This window comes from Halobellus litoreus (assembly GCF_024464595.1).
GTDB lineage: Archaea > Halobacteriota > Halobacteria > Halobacteriales > Haloferacaceae > Haloquadratum > Haloquadratum litoreum.
The window spans coordinates 262,524-281,032 of the sequence record NZ_JANHAW010000001.1; the positions used below are offsets into that span (position 1 = coordinate 262,524).

The 18,509-nt window shown below is 67.9% G+C and carries 23 protein-coding genes and 3 tRNA genes; 5 read left to right on the top strand and 21 right to left on the bottom strand.

All coding sequences use genetic code 11. The annotated features are described in order from the left end of the window. The 18 genes from NO360_RS01285 to NO360_RS01370 form a co-directional block, all read right to left on the bottom strand. Positions 1-2,817 carry an AAA domain-containing protein gene (locus tag NO360_RS01285; RefSeq protein ID WP_390282539.1) on the bottom strand — a complete coding sequence of 939 codons (2,817 nt, stop codon included), beginning with the start codon at positions 2,815-2,817 and terminating at the stop codon, positions 1-3. A 69-nt stretch (positions 2,818-2,886) separates the two neighbouring features. After that, on the bottom strand, positions 2,887-3,120 hold the full coding sequence (locus NO360_RS01290) for a hypothetical protein (protein WP_256305570.1): 234 nt from the start codon (positions 3,118-3,120) through the stop codon (positions 2,887-2,889). 98 nt (positions 3,121-3,218) lie between these two features. Beyond that, positions 3,219-3,776 (bottom strand): hypothetical protein, encoded by a 558-nt coding sequence (locus NO360_RS01295; RefSeq protein WP_256305571.1) that lies wholly within the window; start codon positions 3,774-3,776, stop codon positions 3,219-3,221. A 160-nt stretch (positions 3,777-3,936) separates the two neighbouring features. Beyond that, entirely contained in the window at positions 3,937-4,944 is a 1,008-nt protein-coding gene (locus tag NO360_RS01300; RefSeq protein WP_256305572.1) for a zinc-dependent metalloprotease, read from the bottom strand. 60 nt (positions 4,945-5,004) lie between these two features. Next, positions 5,005-6,156 (bottom strand): MBL fold metallo-hydrolase, encoded by a 1,152-nt coding sequence (locus NO360_RS01305; protein WP_256305573.1) that lies wholly within the window; start codon positions 6,154-6,156, stop codon positions 5,005-5,007. Positions 6,157-6,294: 138 nt separating this feature from the next. Continuing rightward, complete coding sequence (gene rpsB, locus NO360_RS01310; RefSeq protein WP_256305574.1) at positions 6,295-7,113, bottom strand: 30S ribosomal protein S2; 819 nt, start codon at positions 7,111-7,113, stop codon at positions 6,295-6,297. Then, positions 7,110-8,315, bottom strand: a complete 1,206-nt coding sequence (gene eno, locus NO360_RS01315) for a phosphopyruvate hydratase (protein ID WP_256305575.1) — start codon at positions 8,313-8,315, stop codon at positions 7,110-7,112. Before eno ends, rpsB begins: the two co-directional genes overlap by 4 nt. Position 8,316: 1 nt before the next feature. Beyond that, positions 8,317-8,499 (bottom strand): DNA-directed RNA polymerase subunit K, encoded by a 183-nt coding sequence (locus NO360_RS01320; protein ID WP_256305576.1) that lies wholly within the window; start codon positions 8,497-8,499, stop codon positions 8,317-8,319. Further along, a complete protein-coding gene (locus NO360_RS01325; RefSeq protein ID WP_103990105.1) occupies positions 8,496-8,690 on the bottom strand; it encodes a DNA-directed RNA polymerase subunit N in 195 nt (64 codons plus the stop codon). Before NO360_RS01325 ends, NO360_RS01320 begins: the two co-directional genes overlap by 4 nt. A 12-nt stretch (positions 8,691-8,702) precedes the next feature. Next, positions 8,703-9,101: a 30S ribosomal protein S9 gene (locus tag NO360_RS01330; RefSeq protein WP_121569323.1), complete on the bottom strand. Its 399-nt coding sequence runs from the start codon at positions 9,099-9,101 to the stop codon at positions 8,703-8,705. Beyond that, on the bottom strand, positions 9,095-9,532 hold the full coding sequence (locus tag NO360_RS01335) for a 50S ribosomal protein L13 (protein WP_256305577.1): 438 nt from the start codon (positions 9,530-9,532) through the stop codon (positions 9,095-9,097). The genes NO360_RS01330 and NO360_RS01335 overlap by 7 nt, the downstream gene beginning before the upstream one ends. Continuing rightward, a complete protein-coding gene (locus NO360_RS01340; protein ID WP_256305578.1) occupies positions 9,529-9,879 on the bottom strand; it encodes a 50S ribosomal protein L18e in 351 nt (116 codons plus the stop codon). Before NO360_RS01340 ends, NO360_RS01335 begins: the two co-directional genes overlap by 4 nt. A gap of 206 nt (positions 9,880-10,085) precedes the next feature. Further along, positions 10,086-10,170: transfer RNA gene (locus NO360_RS01345), tRNA-Leu, on the bottom strand. Positions 10,171-10,349: 179 nt separating this feature from the next. After that, the gene (locus NO360_RS01350) at positions 10,350-11,132 is read right to left on the bottom strand and encodes a DNA-directed RNA polymerase subunit D (RefSeq protein WP_256305579.1); all 783 of its coding nucleotides are present in this window, start codon (positions 11,130-11,132) and stop codon (positions 10,350-10,352) included. Between the two features lie 7 nt (positions 11,133-11,139). Next, the gene (locus tag NO360_RS01355; protein WP_103990110.1) at positions 11,140-11,535 is read right to left on the bottom strand and encodes a 30S ribosomal protein S11; all 396 of its coding nucleotides are present in this window, start codon (positions 11,533-11,535) and stop codon (positions 11,140-11,142) included. 3 nt (positions 11,536-11,538) lie between these two features. Further along, complete coding sequence (locus tag NO360_RS01360; RefSeq protein ID WP_256305580.1) at positions 11,539-12,066, bottom strand: 30S ribosomal protein S4; 528 nt, start codon at positions 12,064-12,066, stop codon at positions 11,539-11,541. A gap of 3 nt (positions 12,067-12,069) precedes the next feature. Then, positions 12,070-12,603, bottom strand: a complete 534-nt coding sequence (locus NO360_RS01365; RefSeq protein WP_256305581.1) for a 30S ribosomal protein S13 — start codon at positions 12,601-12,603, stop codon at positions 12,070-12,072. A 23-nt stretch (positions 12,604-12,626) separates the two neighbouring features. Further along, positions 12,627-12,712 (bottom strand) — tRNA-Ser (locus tag NO360_RS01370). Positions 12,713-12,943: 231 nt separating this feature from the next. Between NO360_RS01370 and NO360_RS01375 the strand changes: the two genes are divergently transcribed. Further along, a complete protein-coding gene (locus tag NO360_RS01375) occupies positions 12,944-13,309 on the top strand; it encodes a thioredoxin family protein (protein ID WP_256305582.1) in 366 nt (121 codons plus the stop codon). Between the two features lie 73 nt (positions 13,310-13,382). Here NO360_RS01375 and NO360_RS01380 read toward each other — a convergent pair whose 3' ends face one another. The 3 genes from NO360_RS01380 to moaA all read right to left on the bottom strand — a co-directional run bounded on the left by NO360_RS01380 (position 13,383) and on the right by moaA (position 15,615). Continuing rightward, a complete protein-coding gene (locus tag NO360_RS01380; protein ID WP_256305583.1) occupies positions 13,383-13,589 on the bottom strand; it encodes a hypothetical protein in 207 nt (68 codons plus the stop codon). A 137-nt stretch (positions 13,590-13,726) separates the two neighbouring features. Next, complete coding sequence (locus tag NO360_RS01385) at positions 13,727-14,449, bottom strand: type 1 glutamine amidotransferase (protein ID WP_256305584.1); 723 nt, start codon at positions 14,447-14,449, stop codon at positions 13,727-13,729. A gap of 158 nt (positions 14,450-14,607) precedes the next feature. Then, a complete protein-coding gene (gene moaA / locus NO360_RS01390; protein ID WP_256305585.1) occupies positions 14,608-15,615 on the bottom strand; it encodes a GTP 3',8-cyclase MoaA in 1,008 nt (335 codons plus the stop codon). 149 nt (positions 15,616-15,764) lie between these two features. Between moaA and NO360_RS01395 the strand changes: the two genes are divergently transcribed. The 4 genes from NO360_RS01395 (at position 15,765) to NO360_RS01410 (ending at position 18,504) form a co-directional block, all read left to right on the top strand. After that, a complete protein-coding gene (locus tag NO360_RS01395) occupies positions 15,765-16,838 on the top strand; it encodes an Mrp/NBP35 family ATP-binding protein (protein WP_256305586.1) in 1,074 nt (357 codons plus the stop codon). 2 nt (positions 16,839-16,840) lie between these two features. Further along, positions 16,841-17,476, top strand: coding sequence for a uracil-DNA glycosylase (locus tag NO360_RS01400; protein WP_256305587.1), 636 nt, complete (start codon positions 16,841-16,843; stop codon positions 17,474-17,476). Positions 17,477-17,589: 113 nt separating this feature from the next. Next, entirely contained in the window at positions 17,590-18,357 is a 768-nt protein-coding gene (locus tag NO360_RS01405) for a DUF2064 domain-containing protein (protein ID WP_256305588.1), read from the top strand. 63 nt (positions 18,358-18,420) lie between these two features. Next, positions 18,421-18,504: transfer RNA gene (locus NO360_RS01410), tRNA-Ser, on the top strand. Positions 18,505-18,509 lie beyond the last annotated feature (5 nt).

Below are 18,509 nucleotides of genomic sequence, written 5' to 3' on the forward strand. Positions count from 1 at the left end.
TCACCGACGCGCCCAATCGAGCAACCGCGCGTAGAACGGGTCAGAGGAGAGCGCGTCGGCGTCGCCGACGAGCGCCAGCGCTTTCTTCGCCCGCGTGAGCGCGACGTTGATGCGTCGGTAGTCCTCGAAGATCGGGCCGTCGAGCGCCCCGGTGGCGACGAAGGAGACGACGATCACCTCTTTCGCCGAGCCCTGGAACCGGTCGACGGTGTCGACGGTCACGCTGGTCCGCCGACCGATTTCGGCCACCTGCGCCCGGAACGGTGCGATGACCCCGATATCGTCGGGGTCGACGCCGGCGTCGACGTACGACTCGACGATCTCGGCCACGCGGTCGGCCTCCGTCGGATTCGTGTTGCCGACGCGTTCGCCGTCGGGGTCGACGAACGCGACGGCGTCGCCGAGCGGGGAGGGAAGCGCCGCCTCGTCGACGCCGAGGTCCGAGAGGCGCTGGGCCGCGACCGCTCCGTTCGCCGGCCGAAGCGCACCGTCGTAGAACTCCCGGGAGGAGAACGCCTGAATGCGCTGGCTCATTCGGTACTGTCGGTCCAGGAGCACCGCGGCGTCGGGATGCGTCTCGATCAGTCGCTCGAACAGCGACGTCTGCAACGCGTTCTCCGCTCGCGGCTCCTCGCCGCTCGGAGACCCCGAGCCGGGGTGGGGTTCCGTCGCCTGGACGACCGGCGGCAGTTGCTCGTGGTCGCCGACGAGGACGAATCTGTCGGCGAGTTCGACGGCCGCGAGCGTTCCGGGCTCGGTGAGCTGTGAGGCCTCGTCGACGAGCGCGACGTCGAACGACGCCTCGCGCATCACGCGCGAGCCGCAGGTGGCGGTCGTCGCCGCGACGACGGGGGCGTCGCGCAGCGCCGCCGCCCGCTCGTTCGGGTCGCCGCCGCGGTCCAGTCGCACGTCCAGCATATCCTCGCGGACGCCGTTCTCGGTCCCGACGCGGACGACGTCGTCGACTCCCTGTTCTCGGACCGCTTCGAGCGCGTTGTCGACCGCGCGGTTCGTGAACGCCGAGAGCAACACGCGCTGGCCGCGGTCGACCAGCGCGCGGACGATCTGTGCGATCGTGTACGTCTTGCCCGTTCCGGGCGGTCCGTGGACGAGCGCGACGTCCTCGGCGTCGACCGCCAGCCGAACCGCGCGGTCCTGGGCGTCGTTGTTGTCGACGTACGTTCCGGGGTCGGTCGCGCGGCCGGCGAACTCGGGATCGCGACGCCCGAACAGGACGTCCTTGCGGTCCGGGTCGCCCTTCAGGACGAAGTCGTGCAGCGCCGTGAGCATCCGGTCGACGCCGATCTCGGAGGGATAGACGTCGAGCCGACGCAGGGAGACGGGTTCGTCGGCGGTGACGACGACCTCCTCGCTCAACTCGCGGATCCGACACAGTTCGGCGTGTCCGGAGACCGGGTCGCCGTCGCTCGCCAGCGCCACGTCGCCCTCGCGGAGTTTCGAGACGGCGTCGCTCGATTTCCGGGCTCGCATCTCCCAGCGGCCGTCGTCGAGTTCTCGTCGGTCGATCGGTTCGAGGTCGATCAGCGCTCGGTCGTCGGCGGCGCGTTCTTCGGGGGACTGCTCCCAGAGCTTTCGGTACTCGGCGTGGACCGCGCGCCGCTCGGCCTCGACGGCGCGGTAGAAGCGTTCGAAGTACTCCCGTTCGTCCTCGGACACGGGCGTTCCGATCTGGCCCGCCTTCGACTCCTGATCGAGTCGGCCCGAGACGACCATACAGGTGTCCTGCTCGAAGCAGTACTCACAGCGGGCGTCCGCCTCGTAGCCCGTCGGAACCGAGGAGTCGAACTCCATCGCGGCGATCTCGTTTCTCGTTCGAACGACGAAGTCGAGCAGGCCGTCGCCGATCGAGAACTCCTTTGCGGGCGAGAGGTCGCCGGTCTCCTCGTTGCGTTCCAGCGCCGTGTTCTTGGTGTACAGGAGCGTTCCCGTGTCGGCGGGGACGCCCCGCTCGGCGAGGATCAAGGCGTAGGCGGCCGCCTGGATCTTGTCCTGAAAGCGCGGTTCGCGGTTGGTGTTCTTGCCCGTCTTGAGCTCGACCGGCATCCCGCGGCGGAGCGCGTCCGCCCGGCCCTTGATCCCGAACGTCGGCGAGATGAGCGTGTACTCCGAGCGCCAGGCGTCCTCCTCGGTGAGCGTCCCCTGCTGGAGCCAGCCCTCGATCGCCGCGGCGTTCCGTCGGACCTCGTCTCGTACCTCCTCGGCGTCGCGACCGAGCAGACCCAGTTCCAGCCCCGCCTCCCGGACGCGCTCGTCGATCGAGTCCGCCAGGTCGCGGTCCCGGAGCAGGTCGCCGAACACCTCGTGGACGATCGTCCCCTTGACGACCGGATAGTTCAACGGAATTCCCGAGAGCTTGTTCAGGTAGTACATCCGCGGACACTGCACCCACGAGCGGATGTCCGTCACGTCGACGAGAAAGCCCGGTTCGACGACGACGTGAGAGTCCCCGCTCGTCGCGTAGGTCGTCACCCCGCGGTACTCGGACGTCTCGACGTCCGTCGCGAGCAGTTCCATCCCGACCTCGGCGTGTTCGACCGTGTGCGTCCACTTGCCCCAGAGCGTGAGCCGGACCGTGCCGTCGTCGGCGCTGCGCTCCCCGAGCGTCGTCTGTCCGTACTCGGTCTCGTCCTCGGCCAGCGTCGTCTGTCCGTCGCCGGCTGCGGGCCTGCCGTCACCGTCGGATGCCGGCCGCTCCGCGTCGCCGCGCAGCGTCACCTCCGCGAGCGACCGCGACCCGTACTTCGTGTCCACCTCGCGCTCGTCGCCGACGTCGACGATCCGGCCGCGCAGTTTCACGTGGCGTACCTGCGGTCGGCGAAATAAGACGCTATCGGTCGTCGCGGTGCGAGCGGGAGGTCACTGCACTCAGCGGTCGTTTCGCGGCGACGGCAGGAACTCCGCCCACCATCGCAGTAGAAACCACAGGAGGACGACTCCGAGCGCGAGGCCGACGACGAACCCGGCCGTGATGATCAGCAGCGAGCCGCCCGCCTGGATCGCGATGAGCGCCCCGGAGATTCCGACGAGGGCCACGAAGCCCGCCTTGAGCCGTCGGCTGGCGACGTCGCGTTCGCTCGGCGTGAGACTCGGGCCGACCATTCAGCGGCCCCCCTCGACGCCGGCCGGGTGGGGCCGACCGGTCGCGACGCCGTCACTCCGATTCGTCTCGGCCTCGAAGCGCGGCGGGAGATCGACGGTCACTGGAACCCGCGGCCGACGCCGTCCTCCTCGACCAGGTCGTCGAGGTCCTTCGAGAGCAACTCGTCGGCGTCGGCGAACTCCTCGCTCAGTTCGTCGAGGCGGTCGGGACGGCCGTCGAACTCGTAGTCCATCGGCCCGAACGCGGGGCTGTCGAGGGCGTCCATCACGTCCTCGAAGAAGTCGTCCGGCGTCGTCGGGGCCTCCGAGTGGACTTTCACGGTCTCTTCGAGCCGCGTCGCCATCGACTTCGCGTGATCTTCGTCTTCGGGGGGAGACTGGACCGCGAAGCGCCCGCCCTCGTCGCGGTCCTGATTCGGCAGCAGCGGTTCGAGGTCGTCGTCGATCCGGCGGGCGACGCGACTCCCGACCCCGCGGAGTTCGGTCGGGTTCTTGGTGTACGTCTTCAGCGCGTACACGCCGCTGTCGGGGTGGCCGAGAAAGAGGTCCTCCCCGAGTCCGCCGCGTCTGTCGCCGGCGACCGCCCGCCACCCGTCGGGGTCGACGTCGGCGTCGGTCACGTCCGCGAGGATGTCCTGCCAGTCTCTGACGCGCATACCCTCAGTATTGCCCCCGAGAGAAAGAGTATGACGGTCGCGGGGCGTCTCGCGGCCGACCCCGACTCGGGCCTGCGGTGAATCGGCGATCGACGGTGCGGGACGCTCGGTTACTGATCGCGAGTCGGTGACGCTCGCGCTTCGGGCACGTCCGCCAGCGTCACGGATCGACCCGCGCCAGCCACTGCGCGGGATCGTCCAGTTCGGCGCTCGTCGGGAGGTTCTCCGGGCGCTCCCAGACGGCCGCGGCGGCCGCGACGCCCCGGCGGTCGGCGACCGTCTGGAAGAAGCGCGCCCCGCGTTCGTACTGTCGGCGTTTCAGCCCGAGGCCGAGCAGCCGACGCGCCAGGCGGGCGAACGGGCCGCCGCCGCGACGGCGCTCGTCGAGTTTCGCCCGCAGATCGGCGTACTCGGCGTCGAAGGCGCGGTCCATCAGCATCTCGGCGTAGCCCTCGACGGCCGTCATCGCGACGTCGAGGTCGCGGAACGCCTCCCGGTCGAATCCGCCCTTCGTGAGCGTCTCCAGGCCGTCTTCCATCCGCGACTCCAGGTGTTCCGAGAGCCACGGTGCGGCCCCGAACTCCGCGGCGTGGGCGACCTCGTGGAAGGCGATCCAGCGCCGGAACCGCGGGTAGTCGACCTCGAGCGCGTCGGCGGCGGCGACGATGTTCGGATGGACGAAGTAGAGGCTGTGGCCCGCGCCGTCGTCCCCGTTCGCTGCCCCATCCGACGCGGTCGCGTCGCCGTCGGCCAAGAGCAGCGGGTCGTACTGGCCGAGGACGTGCGAACCCAGGAACGAGAGGACGAACGTCATCGATCCGGTGTTGAGCACCCGCGTCGCGTTCGGGAAGGCCACCTCGATCTCGGATTCGATGGGGCGCATCACCCGGCGGAACGTCGCGACGTTGGCGTCGATCCAGTGGTGGCGGTTCTGCACCTCGACCGTCTCGGGGACCTCGAAGTCGAGACCGCCGACCGACCGCAGTCGCTCGCGGGCGTCGCGGACGTCCGCGGCGTATCCCTCGCGGTCCGCGGCCGTCAGATCCAGCGTTCCCGCGTCGGTAGCGCTCTTCGCGGCGGTCGCGACGGCGCTCCAGTCGATGGTCGCGGAACCGTCGCCCGTGCCGGACGCCCCCGCGATCGCGCGAACGCTCCGATAGAGGTTCATACGAGGATGTGGAGGTCCGAGCGCAAAACCCTTGTTCCGGCGCGGGATCCCGCGAGACCGTTAGGCCGCGCAGTTGTTCGGCCCCAACTCCACCTCGGTCGCCTCGTCTTCCGGCAGTTCGCGCCGCCCGCGGTTGACGTCGATGACCGTCTCGTAGTTCGGCGGTTTCTCGTTCCCCTCGCCCGTCAGACGCTCGACGAACGCCGCCTCGTCGAGCCTGTAGAGGTCCAGTTCGGCGCGGAGGTCGCCGAGCGTCGCCGCGATCAGTTCGCCCGGTCGCCCGACGCCGAAGCGCCCGTCGGCGTCGACGGAGACGTGACCGGGCAGGACGACCACGTCGTCGGAGAGGGAGTCGTACCGCCCGTGTAAGGTCTCGTAGAGCAGCCTCGCGCCGTGTTCTGCGCCCTCCTCGCCGAACTCCAGTTCGGTCCGGCCGACCGACTCGACGAACAGGGTGTCGGCCGATAGGAGGTACGAGCCGTCGACGAGGAGGTTCACGAGTTCGGTGGTGTGCCCCGGCGCGGCGAGGATCTCGACGTCGACGTCGCCGACCGACAGCGTCTCGCCGTCGCTGACCGGGTCGTAGTCGTAGGCGACGTCGCGTTCCTCGGCGTCGGCGCTCAGGTAGTACGGGACCGAGCGCCGCTCGGCCAGCGCGCGCCCGCCGGAGACGTGATCTGCGTGGACGTGGGTGTCCAGAACGCCCGTGACGACCAGTCCGTTGTCCGCGGCGACGAGTTCGAACTCGTGGTGCTGCCGCGTCGGGTCGACGACGAGCGCCTCTCCCGCCTCGCGGTCGCCCACGATGTACCCGAGACAGCCTTTCGCGCGCCGCTGGACCTGCGCGAGATAGAGGTCACCCCCGGTTTCGACCTCGACGACGTCGTAGAGCTTACTCCAGTCCTCCATTCCGCCTTTGACCACTTGGACGTCGTGGCCGCGCGTGGAGAGTTCGAAGCCGAACGACGTCGAGGAGAGCCCCTTCCCGCAGATGACCGCCACTCGCTGCCCCTCGACGATGTCGGCGACGTCGTCCCAGTCGAGGCCCGGACCCAGGCCCTCGACCGGGTGGTACGGAACGTTCACCGCGTCCGGCACGTGCCAGGCGTCGAAGCTCTCGGGCGGGCGCGTGTCGACGACCGTGAGATCTTCGCCGGCGTCGATGGCCGCCGCGAGTTCGTCGACGGTGAGTTGATCGAGCAGTTTCGGCATAAGTGCGGGTATGGGACACACGCGAATAATCGTTTCTGGCCGACGGGAGGGCGGGTGGTCGCGAGTGCAGTCGCTCCGCAGTCGAATCACGGCGCGCAGGACGGAAACGCGAAAAGTCTCTCCGAACGTCGAAGGCCGCTAGATCTCGTCCTCGAAGTCCTCGAGGCCGTAGACGGTGTCGCTGCCGCGGCGGTCGAGCGTCTCGTTGGCGAGCAGCCAGTAGACGACCGACAGCGCGCGGCGACCCTTGTTGTTCGTCGGGACGACGAGGTCGACGTTGCTGGTCTGGTTGTTGGAGTCGCACATCGCGATGACGGGGATACCGACCGTGATGGCCTCCTTGACCGCCTGCGCGTCGCCGATCGGGTCGGTGACGACGACCACGTCGGGCTCGATGTAGCCGGCGTAGTCGGGGTTCGTCAGCGTCCCCGGGATGAATCGGCCGGTCCGGGCGCGCGCGCCGACCGCGTCGGCGAACTTCGTCGCCGGGAAGCGGCCGTACTGGCGCGAACTCGTGACCAGGATCTGTTCGGGGTCGTAGTTCGCGAGGAAATCGGCGGCAGTCCGGATCCGCGAGTCGGTCTGGCTGACGTCCAGCACGTACAGGCCGTCGTCGCGGACGCGGTGGATGAACCGCTCCATGTCCTCGGTCTTCTGCTGGGTCCCGATGTGGACACCTGCGGAGAGGTAGTCCTCGACGGGGATGAGGAGGTCGGCCTCCTCGTCGGGCATCACGTCCTCGTCGAACGTCGGGCCCGATTCCTCGGGTGCTTCGGCCTCGGCAGCCTCGTCGGCGGCCGCGCCCTCGTCGGCGGCGACCTCGTCTTCGGCGGCCTCGGCGACCGGTTCGGTCGTCTCGGCGTCGGCCTCGGTCGCCTCGACGCCCGACGTGGCCTCCTCGGCCACGTCGGACTCGTCGTCGACGACTTCGACCGCGTCGTTGTCGTTCTCTGTCATACTGCGTCGTCCGCGATGCGGATGAGTTCGTTGAGTTTGGCGGTTCGCTCGCCCTGGACCGTCCCGGTCTTGATGAAGCCGGCGTCGGTCGCCACAGCGAGGTGTGCGATCGTGGTGTCCTCGGTCTCGCCCGAACGGTGGGAGATGACCGTCTCGTAGCCGTTCTCGGTCGCCAGTTCGATCGCGTCGAAGGCGTCCGACAGCGTGCCGATCTGGTTGGGCTTGATGAGGATCGAGTTGGCCGCGTCGGCGTCGATACCCGCCTGCAGGCGCTCGACGTTCGTCACGAAGAGGTCGTCGCCGCAGACGAGCGTCTGCTCGCCGACGCGCTCGGTGAGGTCCGCGAAGCCCTCGTAGTCGTCCTCGTCGAGAGGGTCCTCGACGTAGACGAGGTCGTACTCGTCGACCATCTCGGCGACGTACTCGACCTGTTCGGCGGTCGATTTGACCTCGTCACCGTAGACGTAGCCGTCCTCGTCGGCGTCGTAGAGCTCGGCGGCGGCCATATCCAGACCGAATCCGATCTCGAAGCCGAGGTCGTCGGAGACGTCGTCGACGGCTTCGTCGACGATTTCGAACGCCTCGGCGTCGGAGATCGGCGGGGCCCACGCGCCCTCGTCGCCCTTCGCCGCGGGCACCCCGCGGTCGTCGAGGAGCTCGGAGATGCGGGCGTGGACCGCCGCGTTCGCGAAGACGGCCTCGGAGACGCTCGGCGCGCCGACCGGCGCGGCGAGGAACTCCTGGATGTGGGTCGCCTCCTTGGCGTGCTCGCCGCCGCCGACGACGTTCCCGAGCGGCGTCGGGAACGACTCGCCGCGGAACGTACCACCTAAATGCTGGTACAGCGGCGCACCGAGGACGTCGGCACCGGCCTTGGCGGCCGCCATCGAGACGGCGACGGCGCTGTTCGCGCCGATCTCCGAGAAGTTCTCGGTGCCGTCGGCGGCGCGGAGCGCGGCGTCGACCTCGCGCTGGTTGCCGGCGTAGACCTCGCCGACGAGTCGGGGGAGCGCGTGCTCCCGCGCGGCGGCGATAGCCTCGCTGGGCGGGAGTTCGATCGCTTCGTACTCGCCCGTGCTCGCCCCGCTCGGGGCGGCCGCGCGGCCGAAGCCACCGGACTCCGTCAGGACGTCGGCCTCGACGGTGGGGTTGCCGCGGGAGTCGAGGACGCGTCGAAGCGAGACGTTCGTGATGAGCGTCATCTCAACTGTCCTCCCGCTTGACCGTGAACGGCAGCACGCCGGCGTCGTACTCCTCGGCGGCGACCAGGATCGGTTCCGACTGGTCGGTGTCGACGAGGACCGGTGCGCCGTAGGACACCTGCAGCGCTCGCGCGCCGAGGATGCGGGCCTTCTCGTACCGGTTGTACTGTGTGCGTCCGCTCATTGGTAGGGGGCGACGACGTCGACGAGGTCCTTGTGCGAAACCATCATCCGTCGGCAGCAGTGCCGCTCGACGCCGAGTTCGTCTAAGACCTTCGCCGGGTCCTCGTCGCCCTCACGGGCGCGCTCTTTGAATTCGTCCCAGTGTTCACCGACGACGTTGCCGCAGGTGAAACACCGAACTGGTATCATCATAGTTGGATCACCTCAGCGGTAGGACTTCTGGTAGCGCGCCCGCGCACCCGGTCCGCCCCACTTCTTGGGCTCGGACTGGCGCACGTCGTTGACGAGCAGCGAGCGGTCGAAGTCCATGTACGCGTCACGGAGCTCGGCGTCGTTGAGATGCTGCACCAGCCCGCGGGCGATCGCCGTCCGCGCGGCGTCGGCCTGTCCGGCGAACCCGCCGCCGGAGACGCTGACGTCGATGTCGACCTGCGAGCGGAGGTCCTCGCCGGCGATGCGGAACGGTTCCAGCATCTTCAGGCGGGCCATCTCCGGCTCGACGAGTTCGACGGGCTGGGAGTCGATTCGGACGCGACCCTCGCCGTCGCGCACGGTGGCGCGGGCGATGGCCGTCTTCTTCTTCCCAGAGGTATTCGTTACCATGTGACTTTCGCACCCAGGTTCTCGGAAATCTCTCCGAGCGTGAGGAACTTGATGTTCGAGAGCCGATCCAGCGTGGTGTCGTCGAGCGCCTCGCCGTCCTCGTCGAACGGGTTGCCCACGTAGACGCGGACGTTCGAGAGCGCTTCGCGACCGCGCTGTTTCTTGTACGGGAGCATCCCGCGCACGGCGCGCTTGAAGATCCCGTCCGGACGCGTCGGGTAGTGCGGTCCGCGGTCGGAGCCGACCTCCGCTCGCTTCCCGTAGGTCGCCATCACGTCCTCTTCGGTACCGGTGATGACGGCGTCCTCCGCGTTGACGATGGCGACCGTCTCGCCGGCGAGGGCCCGTTGGGCGACCTCGCTGGCGACACGGCCGACGATGCAGTTCCGCGCGTCGACGACGACGTCGGCGTCGAACTCTGCGAGGCTCATCGGATCACCCGCACGTTGCTTCCGTCGGGGTTCTCCTCGATGGCGCGTTCGAGCGCCACCGTGTCCCCGACCTGTTCGATTTTCTTTCGAGCGGACGACGAGAAGTCGACCGCCGCGACTGTAACGTTCTTCTGCAGCGCCCCACTCCCCAGCACCTTGCCGGGGACGACGACGGTCTCGTCCTCTTGGGCGTACCGTTCGATACGCCCGAGGTTGACCTCCGCGTGGGTGCGCCGCGGCTTCTCCAGACGGTCCGCGACGTCCTGCCAGATGTTGGCACCGGACTCGCGAGAGACCGCCTTCAGCTCGGCGATGAGACTGTTGAGTCTCGGATTCGTCTTACTCATTATCTATCTCCTGAGAGTGATACGGTCGGTGTGTGCCGGCCGTACGAGAGAAAACGGAGCGAGAGCGGGCATCTACGGCTCTCCGGGGTTGTCGATCCGAAAAGTGCAGGGAGCAGGATTTGAACCGCCGGGTGACGCGGTGCGCCCCCCGAGGTTCAAATCTCCGTGTCGCACGCACAGCTCTCCCACTTGGTCGAGCTGAGAAGTGCAGGGAGCAGGATTTGAACCTGCGGACCCCTATGGGACAGCGCCCTGAACGCTGCGCCGTTGGCCAGACTTGGCTATCCCTGCTCGCACTCCGTTCTACTGCGTGCCCCTTCAAACTCCTTTCGGTCTGGCGACGCCGACAGCGTCCGCGCCGTCCCGCGTCGACCGCGGTGCGACCGGCTCTCGGCGTCGTCTGAGACGACGGCGACGCCGGCGCGACGGCGGGCGGGTGTCGGGTACTGAGTGAAGGGACAGACATCATACTATACTGCGACTTTCTCTTCGAGTTCCGCTGCGCGGTCGCCGAGCGTTCCGGCGGCGCGAAGCACTAGTTCCTCGACGGTGAACGACCCGTCCGTCTCCACGTGGAAGACGAACGCCTCGGGCACGTCGTGGATCTCGACCTCCTTGCCCGGATACCGGTTCGTGAGGTCGTTGTCGAACGCGTCGGTGGGGACGAGGTCGCCGTCTTCGGCGCTCTCGTCCGCAGCGTGGGCCGCCGCGCCCTCCTCGATCACGCCGCGCAGGATGTTCGGTTCCTGCGAGGCGAACTCGCCGGCGTCGCCGACGACCTCCACGCGCTGGAGGTGTCGGTAGCCGACGGAGACGCCGCCCTGGTGTTTGGCGTGCGCCTTCCCGGAGTCGAGGACCGCGTCGGCCTCGAACTCGAGGTGTTGATCCTCTTTCAGTTCGACGATGGGGACGTTCTCGTCCGCCGGCTGCACGAGCGCGTCAGACGACTCGATGTCGCCGGAGTACGCCGTCGCCGGCCCCCGCACGTCGAGCGCGAGGGTGACGGTGTCGCCGACCTCGAAGTCGTCGAGCGGCGTCGTCAGCGGGACGAGCCCGAGTCGGAGCCCGATCATCTCGTCGAACATCACCGAGGAGTTCTCGACGAACCGGACGGTGTCGATACTGAACGTCGGCACGTCGGCCACCATCGCCCGGCGGATGCCGTTGGCGACGGCCGGCGACGCGCCGCGGACGAGGAATCGGGCCTTCCGATCGCCGCGTTCGATGAACTCGACCTCGAAATCGTTCGTCATTGGTGTCTCAGAGGCGGCTGTTTTTCGGCGCTCGGGTCCCGTCGTGCGGGATCGGTGTGACGTCCTCGATGCGGCCGATCTCGAGGCCGGCGCGGGCCAGCGCACGGATCGTCGCCTGCGCGCCGGGGCCGGGGCTCTTGTTGTCGTTCCCGCCCGGGCCGCGGACGCGAACGTGCAGGCCCTCGATGCCCGCCGCCTTGATCTCCTCGGCGACGGACTCGGCCATCTGCATCGCCGCGTACGGCGACGCTTCGTCGCGGTTCTGCTTCACCACGGCGCCGCCGGACGACTTGACGATCGTCTCGGCGCCGGTCAGATCCGTGACCGTGATGAGCGTGTTGTTGAACGACGCGTGGACGTGGGCGATCCCCCACTTGTCTCGGGTTGTCTCGGATTCGCTCATGGGTTACTCCTGTCCCTCCGCGCGCTCGGGGTGTAGCTCGTCCGCGAGCGGACTCGTCTCGTCGAACGCGATGCCGTCTTCCTCGACCACTTCGACGGTCTTCGACGGGCGCGTGACGCGCGCGTCGTCGACGACGACGTGGCCGTGGACGATGAACTGCCGCGCCTGCTCGGGCGTGCTCGCGAGGCCCTTCCGGTACGCGACGGTCTGCAGTCGGCGTTCGAGAATGTCGGTGACGTCGAGGCCGAGGACGCGACTGATGTCGTCGTCCTCGGAGAGGACGCCGTAGCGGCGGAGCCGGTCGAGGAACTCCTCGCCGGCGGCCTCGGCTGCCTCCAGGTCGCCCTGGGCCTCGCCGATGAGGCGTCGGGCCTCGCGTCGGTAGTTCCGGAGCTCCGACTGCGCGCGCCAGAGCTCCTCTTTGTTCTTCAGGCCGTAGCGGCCGAGCAGGTCACCCTCCTGGACGATGCGCTCGCCCTGGAACGGGTGATTCGGCGTCTCGTACCGCTTGGTGTTGTTTCCGGTCGCCATTGGTTACTCTTCGTCGCCTTCCTCGGCGGCGGCCTCTTCGGCGGCCGCCTCCTCTTTGATCGCCTCGACGTTGACGCCGATCGTCCCCTCGGTACGTCCGGTGGACTTCGTCCGCTGTCCGCGGACCTTCTGTCCGCGCTTGTGTCGGACGCCCCTGTAGGAGTCGATCATCTTCATGCGGTTGATGTCGTGGCGGCGCTTCTCTTCGAGGTCCGAGCCGGTCTCGTGGGTGGTCTCTCCGGTGAAGAAGTCGCTCTGCCGGTTGGCCATCCACTCGGGGATGTGTTCGTCGAAGCTCTCGACGACCTCGACGACGGAGTCGATCTCGTCGTCGTCGAGCAGACCGAACGTCGCGTGTCGGTCCACATCCGCGGCGTCGGCAACGATGCGCGCCGTGCGCTTGCCGATTCCTTTCATCTCGCTGAGACTTCGCTCTACCGTCTTCGTCCCGTCGAGATCGGTCTGTCCGATCCGGACGAAGTAACGGAGGTCTTCCTCCTCCTCGGGAGCGTCGTCCTGTGGTTCTTCTGCACTCATGACTTTTTGGGCAGTCTGGTGAGCGTTGCGGCGGGGATTCGAACCCCGGAGGCATTGACGCCACAGAGTTAGCAACCCTGCGCCTTGGGCCAGGCTTGGCTACCGCAACGCGCGGTCTCGTACTGTCGCCCTTGCGGACTCGGGAGCCGACCTCCCTACAGCGTATTGCACGCTGAACAAGCCGGGGTCGCTACTTAAACATCACGATAGGGTCTGCGGGTGCGAGCGACCCGCACGGCGGTGATTCCTGTGACCGTCTCCCACGACACGCCGTGGCGGGTGTGCGCGGCTCCGGACAGCGCGCCGACAGTATATCCCGGTCGACGACGAAGGAGTGGGTATGAGCACCGACGCAGCTGCCGGCGACTCGACGCCGGAACGGCCGGTCCACCTCGACAGCGAAGCCGACCTCGACGAGTTCCTCGCGACGCACGACCGCGTCCTCGTCGACTTCTACACCGAGGGCTGTGCGCTGTGCGCCAGCATCGAACCCGTCGTCGGAAACGTCGCGCGCGCACACGACGACCTCGCCGTCGCGACGATCAACCCCCGCGACGATCCGCCGCTGATCGACCGGTTCTCGATTACGAGCGCCCCGACTCTCGTGCTCTTCGAGAAGGGCGAGGTCGTCGGTCGCCTGGCCAGCGGTTTCCAGGGCGGCGACGCCATCGACGCGTTCCTCGAGAACCCCCGCGGCGACGAATAGGCGGCAATCGACGCCCGAACCGTCGCATTCACGCGCCGTAAGCACGAGGCCGGGGCGCTTCCGGACTCGCTCCTCACTCCTCCGCGTACAGGAGCGTTCGCCGACAGGCCGGGCAGACGTACGGGACCGGCTCGAGAATCTCGTCCGCTCGGATTCCGCTCAGGAGCCCGTCGTCGTCAGCGGGAGACACGATCGACAGAGATCCGAGGGCGTTAGTCCCCTGCAGTTCCATTCGTTCCAGCGGTTCCTCACAGTCCGGGCAGACCTTCTCGGGGGGCATACGCTCCGTCTCTCCGCCGCGGACAAAAATTCGGCGCTCGTTCACGTCCGCGGAGCGCGATCGGTCGGTCAGACCCTCGCCACCGGAGCGTTCGAGCGGTCGTCGCTGACTCGGAGAGCCCGGCAGTCACCGCCGGTTCACTCCGCGGTCGTGGCGATCGGCTCGCGCTCGACGACTGCCAGGAAGTTCTCGAACACCGACTTCGCGGCCTCGGTCTCCGCGTGTCGCTCCGGCGTCGCCGCCGACAGCACCGCGTCGACGCGGTCGTCGTCGACGCCCTCCCCGCGCTTGCCCTCGACGACCGATCGGACCGTCTCCAGATCGTACTCGGGGTGGAACTGCACGCCGAAGGTCGGTCCGAGGGAGAACGCCTGACACGCGGTCTCGTTGCCGGCGAGTTCGACCGCGCCCGGCGGCAGTCGGAGCACCTCGTCGGAGTGCGTCTCGAAAGCGACGAACTCGCCGGGCATCGACGCGAAAAGCGGCGAGTCGTCGTAGCGTTCGATGCGGCGATAGCCGAGTTCGTACTCGCCCATATCGGCGACGCAACCGCCGAGGGCCTGGGCGAGGAACTGATGCCCCCAGCAGATGCCAAGCATCGGCACGCCGAGTTCGTGGAGGTCGACGACGAGTTCGTCGAGCGTCTCCATCCACGGTTCGTCGTCGTACACCGAGGTCTGTGACCCGGAGATGACGACGCCGTCGTACGGCCACGAACCGTCCGCGCGCGGCCACTCGGGCCACTCCTCCTCGCTCACTTTGAACGCCGTCACCGTGGCGTCGAGTTCGCGGCGGACGTTGCGCTCGGCCGGCGTCTCGCCCACCGAGGCGTCGAACAGGGCGACGTGAGGTGCACTCATACGCGTCCCTACGGGTCGGCGACGCTTTAATATTGCTTAGATTGTCCATTAGCGTGCACAACCGATTAGCGGCTCCGGCGGTCACGACGATGGCACTGCGCGTCACGTGCTATGGCGTCGACAGCGGACCGAATCGATCCGGAGTTCGAAGACGAGCCTCAGGAATGCGTGACCGGGGCGTCGATATAGTCGTCGTTGACGACCCACTCGCCGTCCTCTTTGATCATATACTCGCCGTAGTAGGGGACCCGGTTCGCGACCGTCTCGCGGAACGTCTCGCGGATCTCCTCCCGGCTCATCTCGCCCATCGACCGCAGGTCGTCGTTGCGGTTCAGACAGCCCTTCAGGTAGCCCTCGTGGGTGACGCGGACGCGGTGGCAGTTCGCGCAGAAGTTCGGGTTCTCGACGGGGTCGACGATCTCGACCATCCCGCCCTCCGAGGCTCCGCTCCCGTCGCGTCCGGACTCCTCACCGACGTAGTAGCGTCGGCGATTGTGCATCTCGCGAGTCTCGACGCGGTCTGCCTTCTCCTCGAGCCAGTCGTGGACGCGTTCGATGTCGATGTTCCACTCGGGACGCCCCGTCAGCTCCGGCATATACTCGATGAGTTGCAGTTGGAGACCGGGGTTCTCCGCGACGTGGTCGACCATTCCTTCGACGTACCCGGCAGTGTGCTCGAAGACGACCATATTCAACTTGACCGGGTCGAGGCCGGCGTCGAGGGCGGCTTCGACGCCCTCGATGACCTTCTCGTAGGCGCCGGATTTGGTGATCTCCGCGAAGGCGTCGGGGTCGATCGCGTCCTGAGAGACGTTGACGCGTTCGAGTCCCGCCGCTTTGAGGTCCTCGGCGCGCCCGGGAAGGAACGACCCGTTCGTCGTCATCGACACCTCCATCGAGTCCGGCGTGCGCTCGATGATTTCTTCGAGGTCGCCGCGCAGCATCGGCTCGCCGCCGGTGAACTTCACCTTCCGGACGCCGAACTCCGAGACCACCTCGAGGAACCGCACGACCTCGTCGGCGGTCATCTCGTCGTCTTGGGGGTCCATCGGGCCGCGGGTGTCGCCGAGCCCCTCGTTGTGACAGTAGACGCAATCGAAGTTGCATCGGTCCGTCAGAGAGACGCGAACGCCGGACACCTCGCGCCCGAAGTCGTCTTCGAGCATTACCCGAGGGTTCGTCGCAATGCAGATAAATTCGCCGTCGTCGTCCGGCTGTGTGTAACCGTTTGCAATTACATTCTCTGGAGATGTACCGGCAAAAGACGACGGAACCGGTCAAAACCCTTATCCGCAGATCCCACCGACCTCGGTGTATGAACGACGAAGCCGTCCGCGAACGCCTCCGCTCGGTTTCGGACCCCGACCTCGGCGACGACATCGTCTCGCTCGATCTCGTCAACGCCGTCGACGTCGACGAGGACGCCGAAGTCGTGCGAATCTCACTCGCGCTCGGCGCGCCATTTTCGCCCGCCGAAACCGATATTGCGAGTGACGTCCGCGAGGCGCTCTCCGATACCGATTACGACGTCGATCTCACGGCGCGGATCCCCTCCGAGGTCGATCCCGAGGAGGACGTCCTTCCTGGCGTCGAGAACGTGATCGCGGTCGCCTCTGGAAAGGGGGGCGTCGGCAAGTCGACCGTGGCGGTCAACCTCGCGGCGGGGCTCTCGAAACTCGGCGCGCGCGTCGGCCTGTTCGACGCCGACGTCTACGGGCCGAACGTCCCGCGGATGGTCGGTGCCGACGAAGCCCCGCAGGCGACGGGCGAGGAGACGATCATCCCTCCCGAGAAGTACGGGGTGAAGCTGATGTCGATGGCTTTCCTGGTAGGCGAGGACGATCCGGTGATCTGGCGCGGCCCGATGGTCCACCAGCTGCTCACCCAGCTCGTCGAGGACGTCGAGTGGGGCGACCTCGACTACCTCGTTTTAGACCTCCCGCCGGGGACCGGTGACACCCAGTTGACCGTCCTGCAGACGCTCCCGCTCACGGGCGCGGTGATCGTCACGACGCCGCAGGACGTCGCCGTCGACGACGCCCGGAAGGGACTGGAGATGTTCGGCAAGCACGACACGAACGTCCTCGGCATCGTCGAGAACATGGCCTCGTTCCGCTGTCCCGACTGCGGGTCGACGCACGATATCTTCGGCGCGGGCGGCGGCGAGGCGTTCGCCGCCGAGAACGACCTGCCCTTCCTGGGATCGATCCCGCTCGACCCGTCGGTCCGGGACGGCGGCGACGGCGGCGAACCGATCGTCCTCGACGACGGCGAGACGGCGGGCGCGTTCCGCGTGATGACCGAGCGCGCGGCCGATATGGCCGGCGTCGTCCGACGGCGAGCGGCCTCCCAGCGGAGCGCTCCGATCGACCGCACGCCGCAGGAGTGAGTATGGACGCCGAACAGGACTCCCTCGCGAACCCCTTCAGTATGGACGAGGAGTGTCGAAACTGCGAAGGGCTCTGCGACGTCCGATCGAACGTCGTCCACGGCTACGGCGACGTGGGCGGGGAGTTCCTGTTCGTCGCCGAGCGCCCGCACGACGGGGCCGACGAGAGCGGCGTTCCGTTCACCGGCGACGAAGCGGGAAGACGCCTCCAGGAAGTCCTCGGCGAACTCGGCTTCGCGCGCTCGCCGCCCGACGCCGCGGAACCCGAGTTGCAGAACGTCTTTCTCACCTACCTCACGCGCTGTCGACACCCCGAGCGACCGCCGACCGACGAGGAGATTCGGACCTGCGAGCCGTACCTCAACGCCGAGGTTCGGATGATCAACCCCGAGATCATCGTTCCAATCGGCCAGCGGACCCTGGACGCGCTCGCGACGGACTACACGACGAACCGGCCGGGCGACGTCGACGTCGACGAGGCGCACGCGACGACTATCAGGGGGAGAGGGTTCGAACTCGTGCCGATGCTCGAACTGGAGCGCCAGACCCCCGAACAGACCGAGGCGTTCGTCGACCACCTGCTGGAGAACGTTTTCTCCCGGGACTACCGGCAGACGAAGGGCCGTCGCGGACGGTAGCGGCTGTCGGACGCGCGGCGTCACCCCTATCCGATCGAGCAGTCCACCGCGATACCGAGACTCGTCGGGGTCAGAAACGTCGGGTTCAAGACCGACGGCGGCCGAGAACGGGTATGACCGTCGTCGCCGTCTTGGCCGATCCGCCGCGCCCCGGACTCACGCCGCCGCGACTCGCGGAAACCAGTCTCCTCTCCGAAGAGGAAGCCGCCGAGCTCTCGGCGGCGATGCTTCGGGACACGCTCCGCGCCGTCGAGCGTTCCGGGGGCGACCTGCTCGTGAACTACCGGCCGGACGACCTCCTCCCCGACGCCGCCGTCGACCCCGACGAGCCGTCGGCGGAGGCGCTCAAATCGATCGCCGCGGACGCCCTCGAAGACCCGGGCGCGGCGCGGTTCGAGGTCCAGGTCGGATCCACGTTCTCCGCGCGCGCCGGCAACACGGTGACGCACCTCCTCGACGAGGAGGGCGTCCAGTCCGCCGCGGTGCTCCGTGGCGACGCGCCCTTCGTGCTCCGTTCGACGATCGATTCCGCGGCGATGAAACTCCGCACGAACGACGTCGTCCTCGGTCCCTCGACCGACGGCCGCGTCTACTACGCCGGGTTCACGGCACCGATCGACTTCGAGGGTGCCTTTTCGCGGCCCGAGATGGAGACGCTCGTCGACCGCGCGAACGACGCCAACCGCGACGTCGGGTTCCTGGAGATGCAGCCGACGGTCCGGACGGGCGCGGACCTCGCGACGCTCGTCTCGACGATCCGCGCGCGCTGGCAGGCCGGGCGCGTCGTCCCCGAGCGGACGGCGGAGTTCGTCGTCGACTACGGGCTGACGGTCGTGGCGGACGACGGGTCGGACGACGGACTGACCCTCGTTCGGGAGTGATCGGATAGTCGCGTCGGAAGCGACCGACAAGTCTTAGATGCCGGGTCGGAAACTACCGGGCGCGGTGGGATGGCAGAGCGGCCTATTGCGCCTGCCTTGAAAGCAGGTATCCTCACGGATTCCTGGGTTCAAATCCCAGTCCCACCGCATAT